This is a genomic window from Arthrobacter cheniae (assembly GCF_003602275.1).
GTDB classification, from domain to species: Bacteria; Actinomycetota; Actinomycetes; order Actinomycetales; family Micrococcaceae; genus Arthrobacter_D; species Arthrobacter_D cheniae.
Window position 1 is genome coordinate 1 of sequence record NZ_QZVT01000020.1, and the last position, 17,806, is coordinate 17,806.

At 60.0% G+C, this 17,806-nt stretch carries 20 protein-coding genes; 11 read left to right on the plus strand and 9 right to left on the minus strand.

Annotated features, from left to right (window positions below; all coding sequences use genetic code 11):
- Nucleotides 1–35: 35 nt before the first annotated feature.
- Entirely contained in the window at nucleotides 36–185 is a 150-nt protein-coding gene (locus D6T63_RS19465; protein ID WP_182977125.1) for a hypothetical protein, read from the minus strand.
- 51 nt (nucleotides 186–236) lie between these two features.
- Between D6T63_RS19465 and D6T63_RS18535 the strand changes: the two genes are divergently transcribed.
- A complete protein-coding gene (locus tag D6T63_RS18535) occupies nucleotides 237–917 on the plus strand; it encodes a hypothetical protein (RefSeq protein WP_147394447.1) in 681 nt (226 codons plus the stop codon).
- Nucleotides 918–1,545: 628 nt separating this feature from the next.
- Here the strand turns inward: D6T63_RS18535 and D6T63_RS18545 are convergent.
- On the minus strand, nucleotides 1,546–1,767 hold the full coding sequence (locus D6T63_RS18545) for a hypothetical protein (RefSeq protein WP_120150815.1): 222 nt from the start codon (nucleotides 1,765–1,767) through the stop codon (nucleotides 1,546–1,548).
- A 360-nt stretch (nucleotides 1,768–2,127) separates the two neighbouring features.
- Nucleotides 2,128–2,772 (minus strand): hypothetical protein, encoded by a 645-nt coding sequence (locus D6T63_RS19470; protein ID WP_182977126.1) that lies wholly within the window; start codon nucleotides 2,770–2,772, stop codon nucleotides 2,128–2,130.
- 532 nt (nucleotides 2,773–3,304) lie between these two features.
- Between D6T63_RS19470 and D6T63_RS18555 the strand changes: the two genes are divergently transcribed.
- Nucleotides 3,305–3,700 (plus strand): VOC family protein, encoded by a 396-nt coding sequence (locus D6T63_RS18555; RefSeq protein WP_120150816.1) that lies wholly within the window; start codon nucleotides 3,305–3,307, stop codon nucleotides 3,698–3,700.
- Complete coding sequence (locus D6T63_RS18560) at nucleotides 3,693–3,869, plus strand: DUF1905 domain-containing protein (RefSeq protein WP_220725986.1); 177 nt, start codon at nucleotides 3,693–3,695, stop codon at nucleotides 3,867–3,869. Before D6T63_RS18555 ends, D6T63_RS18560 begins: the two co-directional genes overlap by 8 nt.
- Here D6T63_RS18560 and D6T63_RS18565 read toward each other — a convergent pair whose 3' ends face one another.
- Entirely contained in the window at nucleotides 3,870–4,328 is a 459-nt protein-coding gene (locus D6T63_RS18565; protein WP_120150817.1) for an Lrp/AsnC family transcriptional regulator, read from the minus strand.
- A gap of 98 nt (nucleotides 4,329–4,426) precedes the next feature.
- Between D6T63_RS18565 and D6T63_RS18570 the strand changes: the two genes are divergently transcribed.
- Complete coding sequence (locus D6T63_RS18570; protein WP_120150818.1) at nucleotides 4,427–5,269, plus strand: PhzF family phenazine biosynthesis protein; 843 nt, start codon at nucleotides 4,427–4,429, stop codon at nucleotides 5,267–5,269.
- 2 nt (nucleotides 5,270–5,271) lie between these two features.
- Nucleotides 5,272–6,258 carry a DMT family transporter gene (locus D6T63_RS18575; RefSeq protein WP_235830868.1) on the plus strand — a complete coding sequence of 329 codons (987 nt, stop codon included), beginning with the start codon at nucleotides 5,272–5,274 and terminating at the stop codon, nucleotides 6,256–6,258.
- 652 nt (nucleotides 6,259–6,910) lie between these two features.
- Here D6T63_RS18575 and D6T63_RS18580 read toward each other — a convergent pair.
- Nucleotides 6,911–7,267, minus strand: a complete 357-nt coding sequence (locus tag D6T63_RS18580; protein ID WP_120150819.1) for a hypothetical protein — start codon at nucleotides 7,265–7,267, stop codon at nucleotides 6,911–6,913.
- A gap of 342 nt (nucleotides 7,268–7,609) precedes the next feature.
- A complete protein-coding gene (locus D6T63_RS18585) occupies nucleotides 7,610–7,951 on the minus strand; it encodes a hypothetical protein (protein ID WP_120150820.1) in 342 nt (113 codons plus the stop codon).
- A 799-nt stretch (nucleotides 7,952–8,750) separates the two neighbouring features.
- Between D6T63_RS18585 and D6T63_RS18590 the strand changes: the two genes are divergently transcribed.
- Complete coding sequence (locus D6T63_RS18590) at nucleotides 8,751–8,939, plus strand: helix-turn-helix domain-containing protein (RefSeq protein ID WP_235830869.1); 189 nt, start codon at nucleotides 8,751–8,753, stop codon at nucleotides 8,937–8,939.
- Between the two features lie 86 nt (nucleotides 8,940–9,025).
- Here the strand turns inward: D6T63_RS18590 and D6T63_RS18595 are convergent, their stop codons facing one another.
- Entirely contained in the window at nucleotides 9,026–10,528 is a 1,503-nt protein-coding gene (locus tag D6T63_RS18595) for an amidase (RefSeq protein ID WP_120150821.1), read from the minus strand.
- A gap of 1,358 nt (nucleotides 10,529–11,886) precedes the next feature.
- On the opposite strand from D6T63_RS18595, the gene D6T63_RS18605 reads away from it, so the two are divergent.
- Complete coding sequence (locus D6T63_RS18605) at nucleotides 11,887–12,081, plus strand: hypothetical protein (RefSeq protein ID WP_120150823.1); 195 nt, start codon at nucleotides 11,887–11,889, stop codon at nucleotides 12,079–12,081.
- Between the two features lie 438 nt (nucleotides 12,082–12,519).
- On the plus strand, nucleotides 12,520–13,518 hold the full coding sequence (locus tag D6T63_RS19085) for a ParB N-terminal domain-containing protein (RefSeq protein WP_147394448.1): 999 nt from the start codon (nucleotides 12,520–12,522) through the stop codon (nucleotides 13,516–13,518).
- Between the two features lie 385 nt (nucleotides 13,519–13,903).
- Here D6T63_RS19085 and D6T63_RS18615 read toward each other — a convergent pair whose 3' ends face one another.
- The gene (locus tag D6T63_RS18615) at nucleotides 13,904–14,209 is read right to left on the minus strand and encodes a hypothetical protein (protein ID WP_147394449.1); all 306 of its coding nucleotides are present in this window, start codon (nucleotides 14,207–14,209) and stop codon (nucleotides 13,904–13,906) included.
- 108 nt (nucleotides 14,210–14,317) lie between these two features.
- Here D6T63_RS18615 and D6T63_RS18620 point away from each other — a divergent pair, with 108 nt between their 5' ends.
- The 3 genes from D6T63_RS18620 (at nucleotide 14,318) to D6T63_RS19615 (ending at nucleotide 16,767) form a co-directional block, all read left to right on the plus strand.
- Nucleotides 14,318–15,151 carry a PAS and ANTAR domain-containing protein gene (locus D6T63_RS18620; protein WP_235830870.1) on the plus strand — a complete coding sequence of 278 codons (834 nt, stop codon included), beginning with the start codon at nucleotides 14,318–14,320 and terminating at the stop codon, nucleotides 15,149–15,151.
- Between the two features lie 9 nt (nucleotides 15,152–15,160).
- Nucleotides 15,161–15,886 (plus strand): GAF and ANTAR domain-containing protein, encoded by a 726-nt coding sequence (locus D6T63_RS18625; RefSeq protein WP_120150826.1) that lies wholly within the window; start codon nucleotides 15,161–15,163, stop codon nucleotides 15,884–15,886.
- A 623-nt stretch (nucleotides 15,887–16,509) separates the two neighbouring features.
- Complete coding sequence (locus D6T63_RS19615) at nucleotides 16,510–16,767, plus strand: hypothetical protein (protein WP_220725987.1); 258 nt, start codon at nucleotides 16,510–16,512, stop codon at nucleotides 16,765–16,767.
- Between the two features lie 41 nt (nucleotides 16,768–16,808).
- Here D6T63_RS19615 and D6T63_RS19620 read toward each other — a convergent pair whose 3' ends face one another.
- On the minus strand, nucleotides 16,809–16,952 hold the full coding sequence (locus D6T63_RS19620; protein WP_220725988.1) for a VOC family protein: 144 nt from the start codon (nucleotides 16,950–16,952) through the stop codon (nucleotides 16,809–16,811).
- Nucleotides 16,953–17,806 lie beyond the last annotated feature (854 nt).

The following is a 17,806-nucleotide window of genomic DNA, read 5'->3' on the forward strand; positions in this document are numbered from 1 at the left end:
CGACATCCGCTGCAGTGACAGCTGTTCATGCCCATTCAGATGTTTCTGTGTATGGCGTCGGCGAGGATTTCGGCAGCGATGCCGAGTTCACCGCCCGCGTTGAGGTTGCTGCTACTGGTGTCGAACTTCCAGGAGGAGGCCAAACCCTGTTCCCGGGCCGACGCATGGTCGCCCTGTATGGGCATCCGAGCGGCCCCTATCTTGGTGCCCTCGGCGAGCAAGACATCGAGGGGACCATGACACGAGTGAAAGAACTTGCCGCCCAGTACGGTCCGTTCAGTGACGAACCAGTAGTGCCGGCACTTGACCTGATTGCGACGGTTGCCAGCGCAGATCCCGGCCCGGATGGTGACTACTCGAGCGAAACCCCGATTGAAGACCTCGAACTCTGGATCGATGCGGCCGAGAAGGCGGGGGTCTACGTCATCCTCGACTTCCAGTCCGGTCGCACGGACTTCCTCTCCCAAGTCAAACTCTACGAGTCACTCCTCGCCCGTCCGTCCGTGGGCTTGGCACTGGATCCCGAGTGGAGGCTCGCCCCGGGTGAACTCCCACTCCAGCAGATCGGGACGGTCAGTGCCGAGGAGATCAATACGACCTCCGCGTGGCTCGCTGACCTCACACGAAACCAGGACCTCCCGCAGAAGCTGCTGATGGTCCACCAGTTCCGCCTGGACATGATCCGTGGGCGCGAGAACCTCGACGTCTCCCGGAGCGAGCTCGCACTCACCCTGCATGCGGATGGTCACGGCACCCCTGGCCAAAAACTAGACACCTGGGGGGTGCTGCAAAACGAGATGCCGGAAGGAATCTGGCCTTCCTGGAAGAACTTTTACGACGAGGATCAACCCATGCTCACCCCTGAACAGACCTACTCGATCATCAATCCGAAACCCTGGCTTGTCACGTACCAGTAGTCGGCGGGACAACGAGGCCTCAGTCGTTCAATGNACTAAAAACAAGCAGTCGGCGCCGTGATCATGTCACCCCTGAGGGGTTCCGCTGGGAACGGTTATTTGTGGCCAAAGGTGATGTCGTTGTTGAGGATGCCCCGTCGGACCCGTCGGACCCGTCGGACCCGTCGGACCCGTCGGACCCGTCGGACCCGTCGGACCCGTCGGACCCGTCGGGGAACGTGGAACGGCTGTGACTGGTTCAGGGACCCGGGTCCGGGTCGACCGAATGGACGGCACTGATTGATGGCCGTTCCGCCGGAGCAGTTCGGTCATGACCGCCCTCGTTGTCCCAGTTCTCAGCGGCTTCACCATCGGGTTGATCCGGTGGAATCCCAAGAAGTTCGGCAGTTGCAGAGGAGATGGGCTCCCCGAACTGACCCCAACTGTGGACAGCTCAAGTAGCCACCTCGGGACGATCCGGTGGGCGCCCGAAATGGCTCATTCAGGAGGCTCAGGGCCGCCTCGAACAGCCGGAACATCAAACTCCGCGACGTCGCAGCAAATGTCGTATGCACCGCCAGCGACGAGACCCCAACGACGCCCTTCGACTAACAATCCATGACCAGTTGATGCACCCGTAACCAGCACCTCAGGTGTCCGCATACATCTCCGCTACGGCGACAGCGAGCAAATCCTCATCCAGTACCGGCAACGGCATCAGCCCGTGCAGGTACGCGTCGACCTCCAACTCGTCGAGGTCGCCGCCGATACTGAAGTAGTACACCCACAACCCATGTGTGCTGATGTGCCCCTGCTTCATGACATCGGTGATCAGGGCCCGCAAGGCCTCATCTGAGTCGTCGTGACTCATCGGCGTACACCAACTTGTCCTCCTCGGGAAACAGCTGGATGGCACTACAAGCCTAAACAGGGCTTCCTGCACTCCGCAGGATGAAAACGTCCTTGCCCACAACAGCCCCCACGGGATGAGACGTCATCGACCTCCGGCCACCCCAACAGGGGCTCACCCCACCACACGTGGCGTAAAAATCCCGCCACTTTCAGAGAAACTCACATACTCGCCGATGTCGTTTCTCGCGGTCCTCTGCACGGCAGGCTGCGTGGTTCTGGTTAGCGTTGACATATTCACAGGCGGTTCTCGCTCTCGTTCCGTTGCTTCTATGCAGAAATGGAGCACCACAGCGACCGGCATTCCTCATGTGGTGCTTCTCTAGAGGGAGTTCTGTGTAGCCATAAGGTGGTGATCCTTCAGATCGGCGAAGGCCTTCCTAAAGAGGTTGGCCTCTGCTTCGAGTTGTTGGACGAGCGGCCCGTGTGGTGTCTTCTCGATGGGCTTATGTTTCAGTGCTTGGGTGATCGATGCGTGGAGCTGGCCGGCGCCCGTGATGGCGGCGCTGGCTTGCAGGCTCAGCATCGCCGTTACGACAGCTTCCTTGTCCTGGTATTCCAGTGCCCGTTGGATGTTGCTGATGCGCTGATCGAGTAGTGATTCAAACGTGGTGATGAAGCTGAATGCAGCAGTAGGCGAGGCAAGGTCATCGACGAGTTCCGCGAAGATTGCAGGGTCGAGGGCGACATCCGGGGTGCCGAGGTGAAGGGCTTGGGTGCTGGCCGTGTTCTCTTCCACGATGGTGCGCAGAAGGGACCGCCAGGCGGAGGCCTCGACGGTTCGGCGGGTAAATTCTTCGAGGAGTTCAGCGTGGCGGCTCTCCGTTTCCGGGTGAGCCTCACAAGCGGTGGCGTACTCGTGGTCAAGCTGCCGTTGGACGCGACTGTGAAGAACCTGGACGTCGATGTCGTCCAGAGCGGTGAGATCTTCCGGGAAGGATTCTGTCGGGCCGAGCCTGCTATTCATGATGATCCTCAGAAGCTGAATGTGGGGTGATGGCGCTGATCGGCAGTGGAAGCACCGATGACATGCAGAGGGGCACGGAGCCGGGAGCGCGGGGTGCCGTTGTGGGCCGTGATGGGGCGCTCAGAAGTGAGCTGCTTCACGAGGGGGCGGAGCGGGACGGTCCGCGGTGTTCTCCACGGGACGCTCTACCGTCTAGACGCTACGGTGTTGGAAATACGATCGCAAGTCGGCTTATGAATCGGTGCGAGAGGCACCCCCGGAGCTTCGATGGTCAGATCTTTTGGAGCTCTGAGCCTCGCACTCAGATGCCGATCGTAGGCCAGATCATCATTTAGGCCAGGACGGATGCTCACCCGATCAATGTCCGCTACCGTTTTCACGTCATCATGAGCCGGTGCCGCACCCTGGAAGTCCGCACCCGTATACCCCTGGATACCCCTGGAGTTGGTCGCTTCCTAAAGTGCCGATTGGGTGTGGAGGAAGCTTGATGAGGAAGCGGTGATTTTTGGTCTGCGGCGCCGTCTAATGAGGTATGACGATCACAACGAGGGTATTGAGCGTTTCAGTTCCAGTCGCCGACCAGGATGCCGCGTTGAGGTTCTATACCGAAGTACTGGGCTGCGAGGTACGCACCGATGTGGAGGTATGGCCCGGTGCACGCCTGGTCGAAGTCGTGCCGCCGGGCTCGAATGTCTCCCTGGTGCTTCTGCCGCCCGACAGTCAGATTCCGGTCGCGATTCGACTGGGTACCCCTGACGCCCAGCAAGCCCACGACATCATTCGGAGGGCCGGAGTCACACTGCACAACAAGGACCTGATCCGTATGGAGGGGGTGCCGGCAATGTTCTCGTTCACGGACCCCGACGGTAACGGCCTTGTCTACCTGGAGGACACCAATCCCGAGGAGGAGCACCGAAGCAATGACTGAGACTCGTTTGTTGGACATCACCTTCACCGCCCGTTTAGGCAAAGCCCGTCCGGGGGACACATGGACTTGTGTCCAATTGCCTGATTCGGCGCAGATCTTCGGCACTCGAGGCCTGGTCAAGGTCGCCGGCACTGTCGATGGCCACGGTCCGCTCCCGTGCAAAGTATAGTCAGGTGCTGCTTTTGATGAGGCTCATGGTGGTGTGGGAGACCACACGTTGCACGCCGGTCAGGGCGTACATCTTCTCGGTTTGGAAGCGTTCGTAGGCGTTGCTGTCCTCGACGTCGACACGGACGAGGTAGTCGATGGCGCCGTAGACCCTGCGGACCTCGGTGACTTCATCATAGGAGAGGAGGGCCGCTTCGAACTCCTCGACGACTTCCCGGCTGGTCATGGTGATTTCGACCGCCATGTAGACGCAGAAGGACCTGCCCGCGGCCACGGGGTCCAGGCGTGCACGGTAGCCGGTGATCACTCCCTGTTCCTCGAGGCGCTTCACCCGACGCAGACACGGCGCTGGCGTTAGGCCGACCCGGTCAGCGAGCTCGACGTTGCTGAGCTTCCCGTCTCGGCTGAGCTCATGAAGGATTGCTCGGTCCGTCGCATCCAAGCGTATTTTGTTGCTCATTCGGTGATTCTAGTTTGGTCAGAAGCAATCCTGTGGCGCGTATCGAGCGATAAAATGGCTGTTCATCCTGCTTGTTTTCCTAAGAGAGGTCCTTGCCCGTGTCCCGTTCGCGTGCCTTTGCCCAGGTCGATGTTTTCTCCGCCCAGCCGTACCGGGGTAACCCCGTGGCAGTGATTCTCGATGGTGAAGGGTTGGACGAGGCGGCGATGCTGCAGGTGGCGAAGTGGACGAACCTGTCCGAGACGACGTTCGTCCTCCCGCCGACGACTGATGAGGCGGACTACCGGCTGCGGATTTTCACTCCGGGTGGGGAGCTGCCGTTCGCCGGTCACCCGACGCTCGGGTCAGCGCACGCGTGGATCGAGAACGGCGGGACCCCGCGGGACGAATCATTGATCGTGCAGGAATGCGAGGCTGGCCTGGTCGAGGTATCTCACCGTGATGGTGTGTTCTCCTTTGCTGCCCCGCCTCTTCGGCGCAGCGGGGACCTCGAGGGGGACTTCCTGAACGACGTCGTGGCCGCCTTCGGTATCACCCACGATCAGGTGCTGTCCCACCAGTGGGTCGATAACGGCCCCGGGTGGGCGGTGCTGCGCCTCGGTACCGCGCAGGAGGTCCTGGACCTGGACCCGGATCTGTCCCTTATCCCGACTGCCATGGTCGGCGCAATCGGCGCCTACCCGGAAGGCTCCGAGCACGCCTTTGAGATGCGTACCTTCGCCCCCGGGGTCGGAGTGGCCGAGGACCCGGTGTGCGGGAGCATGAACGCGTCCGTCGGTCAGTGGCTCACCACTTCCGGAGCCGTCACCGGCGACTACAAGGTCTCGCAGGGATCCAAGCTCGGCCGGGTCGGCAGCATCACGATCAGCACCGACGATGCAGGCGGCGTGTGGGTCGGCGGCGCCACGAACACCCTGTTCCGCGGCACCGCACTCCTCTGACCGTGAGCTCGCCCGACACCACACCCACCACACCCACGCCGCAGACCATGCCGGTTGCGTCGCTGGTAGCGGCCGGCCTTCGCCGGCGGCGGGCCGTCGCTGTGCTGTCCCTGCTCGGGGCAACCCTGTTCTGGGCCGGGAACTATGTGGTCGGCGCGGACGCCGTGCAAAGCATCGACCCGATGAGCCTGGTGCTGCTGCGTTGGTCCATCGCTGTCGTTCCCCTGATGATCATCGCGCAGCTCGTGGAGCGCCCGAGATGGCGGGAGGTCCTGGCCGCGTGGCCATGGCTGCTCGCGCTGGGGGTGAGCGGGCTGCTGGGCTACAACCTGTTCCTCTACTACGCACTGGAACACACCACCGCGCTCACTGCGTCCCTGATCAACGCCTTTAACCCGGCGCTGATCACCCTGGCCGCCGCGGTGGTCCTCCGCCAACGCCTCACCCCTCTGGCGGTCCTCGGGATACTCACCGCTCTCGTGGGTGTCCTCGTCGTCCTCAGCGGCGGAAACCCACGCACACTCCTCGGCGCCGGTACTGGATCCGGTGTTGGTGTGGGTGAGGTCCTGATGGTAGGGGCGATCCTGGTCTGGACGACGTACACGATCCTGGGCCGCCTCGCACCTCCCATCCCTCCAATCACAGCCACTGCTGTTCAGGCTGTGATCGCCGTGACGCTTCTGGCCCCGCTGAGCTTCGCGACCGGCGGCCCGACACTGCCCGGCACCGGTAGCGGTGTGACTTCCCTGCTGTTCATCGCGGTCTTCCCCTCCGTGCTGTCCTACCTTCTCTGGAACCGGGCCCTGACGGTTCTGCCTGCCGGCGGGGCAGGCGTGTTCCTGAACCTCATCACCATGTTCACCGCGATCCTGACCGTTCTCACCGGCCAAAGCCTCTCCGCGGCGCAACTGATCGGCGGAGCAGTCGTCATCATCGGAGTCATCATCACCAACGCACCCGCCTTCCGGGGCACGAGAACCGAAAGCTAGGCTCGCCGATAGCGGCACGACGAAGATCCGATTGACCTTGACCGGGTTAGCCCGTCGTCAGGAACGTTGCATTTGGGTACACCTCAACAGTGCAGATCGACTCAAATCACGTCGTTCTAGGGTCGTTCTGCGACTTTCGCAACAGAAGCGTTCGACGGTCTAGACATCATGCAACGCGGCTTTGCCATAGCCGTAAAGCTACGGGCGGGGACTGTAGGAAAAACGGTGTGTGGGGGCCCGGTAAGTTCCATCCACAGTGGTTGTTGTGAACCGCCCGGGCAGGGTGATTAGCAGCGAATTGTCCACGCGAGCTTCGGAGGTACAAGCTAAGGGGTCGGTTGTGGGGTGCCAGCGAAGGGTTGCGGTGTCCGAGACAAAAGGAAAGCCCCTCGTGAGGGGCTTTCCAGCGATTGGACAGTCTGTTCTCGGTATTGGTCGGTGGTGATGCGCTCCTCCTCCCAGGGCCCGGTCGCCCCTCGACAATTCGATGGGAAAAAGGCTAATTGCTGCTGCCAACCGGGTGCAACCACCAGTAAGAGGTTGCATCCCGGCAGGTAATCCGCTTCACTTGCCTCCTTCTCCAGGAGGTGAAAGCCCACCGGTAGGACGGGATCGTACGAAGCGTTGCCTACGCCTAGTCCTACGCCCACGCTTACGGAGCCGTCATGTGTCCTGAACCCGGGGTGTGATGTGCTGATTTGGCTTCGAGGAACTCGCACAACGCCGCCGCCTGGGTGAGTTCCTTCGCGAGGTTCCGGAGTTTGGCTGCGCTCATGGTGAGGTCCCGTTCACGCGGCCCGAAGTTAACTTCCCAGTTCGGGTCACCGGGTCCGGCCGGGTAAAGGTAGACGTCCGAGGGCAAATCGGTCATCCGCATCACCACCAGCCCGGTGTCAGCTCCTGCTCCGCCGTCGTGACGGAGAACTTCAATACCACTGGGTGAGTCATCGCTGGTCGCGATGAACTCGCTCACCCACTGCTCGAGGAGCTTCTTGCTGCGGTAAGGCACGACATAAACTCCTTCACCTGTTTTTCGAGTACTGACTCTATGGTGCAGGGAGATAAGTGAGGTCAGGTAAGGGTTTAGGTAGTGGTCCTTCGCAGCTTCCAGTGATCCCTTAGCGGGGACTGTTCGATAAGCGGTGTGTGGGTTCCTTCACCGCTTCCACACCCCGGGCCTGTGAGGGTCTGGACATCACACGATGACGGCCAGCCGTGCAGTCCGCATGAGGGGCCCTTGTGAGGGACAAGCGTGGTCGTGTTCCCACTGGAACTGACTGGACGTTGGCGGGGTTCCTTGGGGCTCAGGGGCAACGTCACGCAGCGCCTAAGCGTCGCGTTGGTTCGTCCCCTAGCTTGTGGTGCCGAAGAGCCACTGCCTGAGTAACTCGTCGAGAACATCACCGCGCCCGCACGTTTCCGGGGGCAGTGGAGGACCGTTCCGGTGGGGGGCTTTGGGCCGTGGGGGCTGTTCGGCGATGAGTTCGTTCACGGCCTCGGCGACGAGATTGCATTCTGCGAGGGGGAGGGACATGAGGCCGGCGAAGAAGGCGTCAAGATCGAAGTCGTCCAGTGCTCCGCCGAGCGCGAAGTAGCGCAGCCAGACATCGCTGCAGGGAACATCGGAGGCGACCATGGCAGCGTTGATCAGCGCACGCTGGGTTTCTTCTGCCTCATCCTGCGGTCCCGCCACGGTCGCCTCCGGTAGATTCCTTGCCTACAAGGATCCCCTCCCACGAGACGACGCAAGAATCTATATGCGCCACCAGCAACGTCTTCACACCACCGGTCGGACGGCTTATACGCCACCCGGGCAAGGCCGTATCCGCAAGCTAATGCGGCAGCGGACACGTTCCGCTATTGCTGTGCGTCATCGAGCTGGCGCAGCCAGGACTGGAACTTCTCGGCCCCGTCGCAGGGAGCGGCCGGATACCTTGCCCACGCCGTGATCATGTCACCCCTGAGGGGTCCCGCTGGGACGGTTATTTGTGGCCCAAGGTGATGTCGTTGTTGAGGATGCCCTGTCGGACCCGCGGGGAACGTGGAACGGCTGTGACTGGTTCAGGGACCCGGGTCCGGGTCGACCGAATGGACGGCACTGGTCGATGGCCGTTCCGCCTGAGCAGTTCGGTCATGGCCGCCCTCGTTGTCCCAGTTCTCCGCGGCTTCACCATCGGGTTGACCCGGTGGAATCCCAAGAAGTTTGGGAGTTGTCGAAGAGGTGGGCTCATTCTTCGGGGAACCAATTGTCCAGTCACAACGTCCCGACATACTCCGAGTCTACGCTCCTTAGCGCTAACCAGGCATGGACTCTGCGTGGTTAAAGCAGAGCCCAACACCGGTTGCTGTGGTCACTCGTCATTGGATAGCTGGGCGCTTCACCGACGGTTCCGTGGGTCATTTCCTGGCAGCGCCATAGTGACTCGACATCGGGCGCCGTCCGTTTTCCTCAGCTCGAGCGCGACCAGCTGGCCGAACGAACCAAGGCGGGTATGACTGCGGCTGCGGAACACGGTCGGAAGGCTGGGCGGCGGGAAGTCACAGCCGACCACGCCAGGGTCAAACGAGTCCGGGACCTAAAGGCCCAGGGGCTTACGTCGGCCGACATTGGGAAGATCATCGGGGCTAGCCGCGCCACCGTCTACCGCTACTTGAGCATCGGCAGCAATGAACCCACATAATGAGGGCAAGCGTCAGTAGGCACTGCACGCCTTGCTCGCGAGGCGTGCGAATTCGGCCGCCCTAGGTCTTGGCCATTAGGCGCCGGTCAGGAGCTTACCGGTGCGCTCTGGGGGTGAGACCGGTGCCCGATAACCTGTTCGAAGCCGTAGCCAACGGCGAACATGGTGGGCTCATCGTAAGGACGTGCCAGTATCTCCATTCCCACAGGCAGGCCGGAGTCGGTCAGGCCGGCCGGTACCGTCATGGAAGGCATCCACGTCTGTGAACCTATGACCGTGTTGGTGGGGAAGTTCAGGGTGTTCCACAGCCCGGAATCAGTGTCCTCGTGAGTAGGTGGGGCGACCTGACAGGTTGGATAGACCAACGTATCGAGGTTATTGGCCTCCATGAGATTGACGACCGTCTTCATGAACGCTTCGCGCGCGGTATAGGCGGTGTAATAGTTCACGTCGCTCAGCGGGTCATCGGGTCCGGCTGCCAGCGCCTCGAGGAGGTCGAGTTTCTTGTGGTACCGGCCGGAGTCGATGATCTCGGCGACGGTGCGGGCTGGCGGGTTCGGTTTGGATGAGAGCCAGGTATTGATGTCGTGCTTGGACTTGATCGTGTACAGGGACGTTCGACCGATCCACCCGGACAGGTCATCGATCGTGACATCGACCAGAGTGGCACCGCCTGCCCTCAGCTCGTCAAGAGCGCTGGCCATCACATGATTGACGGGGGCAGAGTTGGGGTCGGTGTCAGCACCGAATGCGTTGCGCAGCACTCCGATACGTCGTCCCTGTAAGGCGTTCGGGACCAAGCTATCGATGTAGGACGCCGGAGCGCGTGCCACCGAGTAGGCATAGGTGAGTGGGTCGGTTTGGTCGAAGCCGGCCATCACGGTGAAGACGCGGGCGGCGTCCTCTACGGATCGAGCCATCGGGCCAATGGTGTCCTGGGCGCTGACCAAAGGGTTGCATCCGGTTCGACTGATCAAACCGGGGGTGGAGCGAACGCCCACCAGATTGCAGAATGAGGCCGGTAGCCGCACTGATCCTCCGCAGTCCGTGCCGAGTCCCACGGTCGCATACCCTGCCGCGATGGCGGCACCTGTTCCGCTGCTTGATCCTCCTGGATCGCGGTCAAGGTCGTAGGGATTCTTTGTCACCCCGGTACGGGAGGAGTAGCTGAACCATGAAGTTGCCCAGTCAGGGAGTGTTGTTTTCGCCAGGATGATAGCCCCCGCGGCCCGCAGTTTCGCGACCACTGTTGCATCTTCCTCCGCCCGAAAGTCAGCAAAAATCTCCGAACCGAACGAGGTCGGCATATCAGCGGTTTCCAAGCAGTCCTTGATGACCATGGGGATGCCATGCAGAGGCCCGACCGGTTGCCCTGATTGCTGGTAAGCATCATCCAGCGCATCAGCTTGTTCCCTGGCGGCCTGATTGATCGTGACAACTGCGTTCAGTCCAGGGCCGGCATGGTCAAAAGCCTCGATCCGCTCAAGGTAGGCGTCGACCAACTGCCGGGCAGTGACCCGACCGGTGAACAGTGCGGCTTGGATTCCTGCGATGTCGGCATTCTCGAGCGACGTACCGTTGAGATCCATGAAGCTTCTCCCAAGAGAGGGTCAGATAATCTTCTGCCCTGACGCTAGGACCAGCCAGAACCAAGGTCAACCCCTCAGTGAGGGTTATCCAACCTCCCGCTGACCAGCTTTCCTGCTGGAACTGGGCTGGAGGTTTGAGGCACTGCTCCTCGCTGGTGCGTCGGTATCGACGCGACCGCCGCCGAGGTCCTGAGCGCACATCGAGACCCTCACGCACCGGATGAACGGACGCATGCCACTCCTTTGCATCGATTGCTCGAAAACTGTCTCGCAACCAAGATCGCAGTCATGCTTTAGCGCCACCTCTTAGGAGGCATGGTTGCAAGACAGGTGAGGAGCGACAGTGGCCGGGGACTAGCGATGTCTCGTCCTAGTGCCTTGCAACCTAACAGTTGCAAGACAGTTGATGCTGGAGATAACCAGAGCTTTTCAATAACACAATGCCGAATCGGTTCATTTGTATTTCCGAAGGTTCGTCTACTTTGGCCACACACCCTCATGCCATCAATTCAAATCCTAGTTAGATGGAGCAGAATCTTACTTTTCATGACTGTTGATTATCCCCAATACCTTGAAGCAACGTTAAGTAATTCCGTCACACCAGACATGACCGGTGTAGGACTAGTCGGGTGATTTCGATGTGCGGAACGTGAGCGCACAATCTCGCGCGATCCGGCTTCTAGTACGCACTCGGCGGCGAGCAATAGCCTTGGATCCGGTGCGGGTGGCAGCGTCTCGACATCCATCCAACGCTTGAGGAGGACTTCTGGTCCATGTCTGCCTCGACCGACGCGCGCTGACCAGCGGGCGGCGTCGAAGGAGAGTGGTCCGTAGAGGGCGGACGCGTCAAAAATAATGAGACGGCCGTCCACTGTCCTACCCATGTTCGCTGGCGCCAGATCACCGTGCAGAGGCCCTGCATTACCCACTGTGTATGCGGTTGTCGCCTTGCTCAGCCAGGAGGAGGGAAGGGTGTATCCGGATCGAGAAAGAGCAGACGCTGCTGCCTTCCAGCGGGGCACCATCACCGTACTGAGAGGCCTGAGCGATGGCGTTAGCTCATGACAGGAGCGGTGCATGATTGCACTGATGCTCGCTAATTGATCGACAACATTCAGCTGGTCATCCGCATGAAGGTTGAGCGGTCGTATCTCGAGGTGTTCCATCACCAGCCAACTGCACCTGCTCGCCACACCGAACACGAGGCGAGGAACATCAAGATTTCGGGCTCGCCACAACTGCTGGAGCGGTCCTTCCCCTCGTGGCTGGTCCCCGTAAACCTTCAAGATCACATGTGGGCCGAGGTTTGTGACAGGCGAGCCCTCCGCCACTGAAAATCGGTAGAGGATTCGTGGCTTGTGATCGACGACTACCGCCCCAAGGAATTTGCCCAACTTCAACTGATCCCTCAGTGGCAGCAGTGCGGCAACAGCCCGATCAAAGACCGGAAGATCTTCCACAGCCTGCTGCATGATGAGCAGACGCTGCTTCTCAATCGCCGAGACCATTTCGTTATCGGGCTTTTTCAAGCAGTCACTACCTCGTCAGATTAGGATCGTACCGGAGATATGCTATAGCTGAGAACTAAAACAAAGGGGATTGCAATAATAATGAAAGATTATAGGGACTCAAAGAGGGACCTTAAGATCTCGTTCCTGTTCTTCCTCGTTGCAAGCAGTATACTTATCAGTGCCGTAATATTTGACGCTAGTAACTGGACGTATACAGACTTAGCTAACTTCCTCATATCCGTTATCTTGAGTGCCTACTTTCTCTTCTTGGCGCAACGTCTTAACTGGAGGGCCGAAGAGCGCGCAGAAGCAGTAGCAAACGCAGATCTCATCACGTCAACTGGAGTGCTTGCCATGAACAGTGCACGCAGTCTCTCTGGATCCGAGTCAGCAGCGCTCCGAGTCGCAGCTGACGCACGAGCGGCACTACAGCATTACCCCGCTGCTGACCAGGCTAGACAAGAAGACCTGAGGGCTTCAGTGGTAAACGCCTACAACGATCTCGCTTTCTCAGTATTTCTTCGTGCCGACACTTTAGCGCGCTCGGTGTGGGCACGTCTGTGCGAGGGAACCGCGGACGTCATACGTGAAACGGACAAGCTGGTCTTCACTCGATCAAAGCGGATCAGAGACAAAAAACTGATGCGCGTTGCCGACCACATCGGATTTATCGAGATGCTGGGACGGGCCCTGCGGAAGAACGGAGAAGGGGGTGTGCCAGAGTTCGAGAGCCTCTCGCTGCCAGCAGTCTGGGATCCGGTAACCACGATAGACTCGCGACGCCCGCCGGTGAGGCGCTCGGCCTGGATGGAAACGACCCGCCGTCTAGATCGCTTTGAGATGCTCTACCAGGACGAGCTCACCGTCTTACACGACTGGTCGACGTTGCGTGACAACGCCGACCGTATCAGTTGCGAAGTGGAACTCGTCGACAGTGCTGCGACCGATGCATGGCTGGCTCCTTGGTTCGTCGGAAAAGGAACGAACGGTATTGCACGCCCAGTGAGCGTGTTGAATTGTGAACTCGAAGAGCGCGCGAAATACGACACGCTGCGGATCAACGCCGCGACCCCACGCTGGCCCCAGGCCCTTAAGCATGCTGAAATTCCCGAAGGAATGCGTGCCACAAGCATCGACAATCTTTGCCAGGTATTGGAAGCACAGCCAGCCCCGATGATTTGCGTTCTCGCATACGAACTGTGCATTGAAGGGCATACGGGCGAGAAAAAGCGTGTGGTGCTTGATGGCAACCATCGTCTCGCAGCGGCGCGCCGATTGTCTCTCACTCCGGGTTCATCGGACAGCAATCATCATCCTCGTGAGTTTAAGGTCCTAACCTTCCTAATCAGAGAGCTACGACCGGTCGATAGCGTTGTCCCCGCGGGTGGTGAAAGAAAACACCCCTACGAGTGGAAGGGTTTCACGCCAGACATTGGACTCATTAGGGGAACATGGCAACCTAAGCAATCTACCGAGTGAAGCGCTGAGTTCTTGCTGTCGCTGCTTGTAGCGGCGAGCAATTGATGGCATCGATTGCTTTGCGACTAGAACAGTACGAATGAGTTCGCCGCCTGACCTACTGGGGTAAGTGCACGGTCTTTTCTAACTAACGTTGACCCGACGAAGGAACTGACGCGCCAGTGCTTGCTGGTGGCGATACAGCGTTGCACGGCTTCATCCGACAAGTTGGGCAGCTTCCTCAGCTGTCCGTCCCTTTGCTTGCGCGTCGGCTGCAAAAGCGAGCTTGTCCGCGATGACCTCTCGGTTACGGCGAGCCGGCCAAAGCGGGTGCCGACCGGATCTAGATCATGGGTATCAGGCGCCGATTGTGGGGTTGGTTGTTGATGAGTGCTGTGAGGCGGATCTAGGGCTTTGGGTGGTGGGGTTGGGGCGTGACGCGCAGGTCGTAGCCGGATTGTTCGAGGAGTTCATCGGCTGCCAGGCCGAGGAGGGCGACCTGTGAGCGGGGGAGGTCCTTCCTCCCTGTTAGCCAGGCTGTGATGTCCTGCTCGTTGAGGGCTCCGGTTATCCCGAAGTAGGCGACCCATAGGTCGGATAGGTTGTAGTCGGTGAGCGCCAAAGCCACCCTCAGTTGCAACCGCACACCCACTGATTCGTCTTGTGACTCATTCTCTGACTTGTCTTCCGGCTGGTCTTTATCTGCCTCCATGCCCACTGCTCCGACCGCTTCCTGCTGACCCCTGTTGACTCCTATTGATCGTCAAGCCTAGGAACCGGTCATGAGGGGAAGCTATCGACAAAGTCACACCGAAACACCTTGACCGGAAAGGTCGATAGGTGGACTTCGGTTCCCGACACGCTTCCTGGCTCTGGCATGCTTCCGATTCCGGTAGGTCCGGCGGTCCTTGCTATTCTGGTCCTTTGGATCCGGGTCAAGTCGCTGGCTTCGGGTCGAGTACGTCGAATGGCTACTGGCTTGTTCTTGCTTCCTGAATCATCAGCGCCCATCCTGGACACCACGGCCGTCCAGGCGGATTTCGAGTCCTTTATTGATTGCCCCACGGGCACCGTCGAGCACTATTTCGACTCCAACGTTTTCAACTGGTCCGATGAGTTGTATCGCATCCACGGGTATGCCCGCGGGGACGTGGTCCCGACCTTCGACCTGGGTATATCCCATATCGAACCTGAGGACCGGGAGTCCGCGGCAGCGTTCTGGGATGAGCTGTCGACAACAGGGGGTCCCTTGTCGGTCTACCTGTCCCTGCGTGATGCTGCCGGACGGATCCGTAAGATTCTCATTTCCGGGGATCTCATCCACGATGCTGCCGGGATGCCGGTCGGCGTGTGGGCGCTGGTCGTGGATGCCACCGCCTCGATCTACGCCGATACCCGCCAGATCGCCAATGAGGCCGTGGCCGCATCAGCTGTCAGCCGGGCTGTGATCGAGCAGGCCAAAGGCATCCTCATTGGTCGGGCCGGCCTCGATGCAACAGAAGCGTTCGAACGGATCAGCCAGCGCAGCCAGACTACGAACCGCAAAGTCGTCGTCATCGCTCAGGAAATCATCGACCGTGCCCTTCGACTGACCAGGGACAACGAGCCGGCAGAGCGTACCCGCGCCCTGCTGGACCTCTTCCAAACGAACTGAAGGACGATTGTGACTGACTCCTCGCCCAACGAGATAGCCCCGATCATCGGGCGCGCTCAGGGACTGTTTCTGTCCGAGCAGACAGCTCAGCAGGCCGTGTCTGCTCTGGCGGCTGCGGCCAAGGACGCTATTCCCCACGCCCTCGGTGCCGGGGTGAGCCTGATCGAGGGCCACCAACCGACCAGCGTCGGTGCAACGGACGCCTTGGTCTTGGAAGCTGACAATCTTCAATACGAGTTGCGCAACGGCCCGTGCCTGTCCGCGTGGTCCGAAGGCATAGCAACGTATGTTGAAGACACCGAAACCGACCAGCACTGGCCGCTATGGAGCGCCTCAGCTGCGAAGACCGGCATTCGGTCCTGCTTCAGCGTCCCCCTGCAAGCTGGTCCGCAGGGGATCGGTGCGATGAAGATTTATGCTGCGGCCCCTGACGCTTTCACCGTCCAAGACCAGAAAGTGCTGGCCCACCTGGCGAGGTCAGCGGCCGTCCTGCTCGGACACATCCAAGGCAGTGACACCCCGCAGCGCATCAGTGACACGTTCAAGGAAACCCTTCGTATCCGGGACCTCATCGCTACAGCCCGCGGGGTCATCATGGAACGACACGGCATCGAAGAGGACGAAGCTTTCAACTACCTGCTGAGCGAAGCCGGGAACAAGGGTGTGTCCCTTCACGGGTTCGCGAAGTCCGTCCTCCGCGCAGATACCCGCAAGGACACCCCCACCGAGGCATGACGAACCCGGACGAACCCACTGCCTCGATTCAGGACATTTATCGTACGAGGATCGGACACGCGTTCACACGAGTAGGGCTGGGGTTGCCGGAAGTGTCGCTGCGGTACTTCTCCATAAATGGCACCATCATGAGTATGAGATCGACGCCTATCTGGGCCAGATGTTCGTCCTGCCCGGAGTAGAGTGCCACGAAGTTGCCCACGACACGAACGAAGTCAAGATGAGATACCCCTACTGGTTCGTGCACCCTGTCATGGCGACATCAACCATGGCGACATCAATAGTGGCGACTTCAACGTCTGACGCAGGCGCAGCAACTTCCTGAGGAGTGACTGTTTCGGGGGCAGTGGCGGGTAGTTTTTCTCCGTCAGCGGCTGCTTGACCGTCGGAGAAACTCCCACTCCCGTGCACGAGGCTCGTCGGTGTATCCGGCTGAGTTCGCGACGCGAAGTCGGAACATCGTTAGGGTCCTTCAAGTATGCACACGCGGACATCAAGAATGGCCTATGTTTGTCCTCACAAAAGTAGGACTTTGTCGCCAACCCGCTGCACGTCATCGCTTCGATTACGGGGTCCTGAAGGGGGCGAGGTCGACGGGTAGTACCCCGATTTTCGTTGGAGCAGTGCTGATCTGGGGAGGCCTGCGAGACCTATGCTTTGGGAGCGAGGAGTTCGAGGGCTATGTTGTCTGGGTCGCGGAATTCCAGAATGTAGCCGGCACCAATATCCTTGACGCCACCATAAAGGATCTGGTGAGCGTCGAGCAGGGTTGCGGCGGCATCGAGTTCCTGGCGGCTCCCTACATTGAAGGAGACATGATCGAGGCCCACCCGGTTCTCGTCGAAGCGGTCGTCGGCGACGGGTCGAAGACCGAGCAGTGAATCTCTGAGCTTGTAGATCACACCCCGTAGAGGAACCCGAGCTACTCACGCGTTGCGTCGTCAGCATCGTCGGGTACTTTGAAGGCAACGGGAAGACCGAACACCGCATCATAGAACGCCCGCGAGACATCTATGTCGGTCACGGTGAGGCGAATGTGGGCGTAGGAACTGATGGCGATCGTCATTCCCGCAGTGTTCCATGCCCCACCACCATCCGGCGCTGCGTTTGAGGGCCTGGCAAGAGGACTGGACATGAAGCCATGTTCCAGCGTGAGCGCGCGCGACATGAGGGTAGATCGCCCTCGGTTTCCCTCTCATGGCCTGAGCGAGCGGATCGTCAGCGATCCAATTCCCGGTTTGTACCAGGGCCAAGGCGCTGCTCAGCTTTCTATTTCTGCTGTCCTTTGCGGGGCCTATCAGCGGGGTCGACGACGGCTGGGGGAACCCTGGTCTTAGGAGGGTTGTACATCGCCGGCCCCGGTCAATGGGCTTCCGCATGAACGGAAGAAGGCTTACCTGACGGTTCAGGCGGTGTGCGTCGACCGTCAGTGCTGCCCTCAGAACTTCGACCCGGGCCACCCTCTGGCTTGATCCCTGGTTGAAACTCTTGCCAGAGACTACGGGCGAACCGGTAACAAAGGGATGAGTAGTGTCTACCCGACTTCGCAGCCGTGTTACTCGATCCACCCTCTAGCCCAATTGTGCAAGCACCAGTGACCGACAAGGGGTGTGCGTCCTTTGAGTAGCGGCAATGTCCTGACGCTGATCAGTCAGCACGACCTAGATGAGCGGTGAAATCGACCGCGACCGCGACCGCGACGGAAGCCCGTCCCAAGGTAAAGGCAAGGTCCTCACGCTTGACTGCACTAAGTAGAGACGATGGTGTGTTCCTGAGAAGGAGAGACTGTGAGTGCAGAGGTGGACGCTGAGGCCGTTGTTGAGCGGACGTCGTCGTCATCGGACAAGCCGTCGGGGTTGTCGCGCAGGGGTGCGATGTTCTCTGCCGCGTCAGCAGGCCTGCTGTCCGTGCTGCCGATGG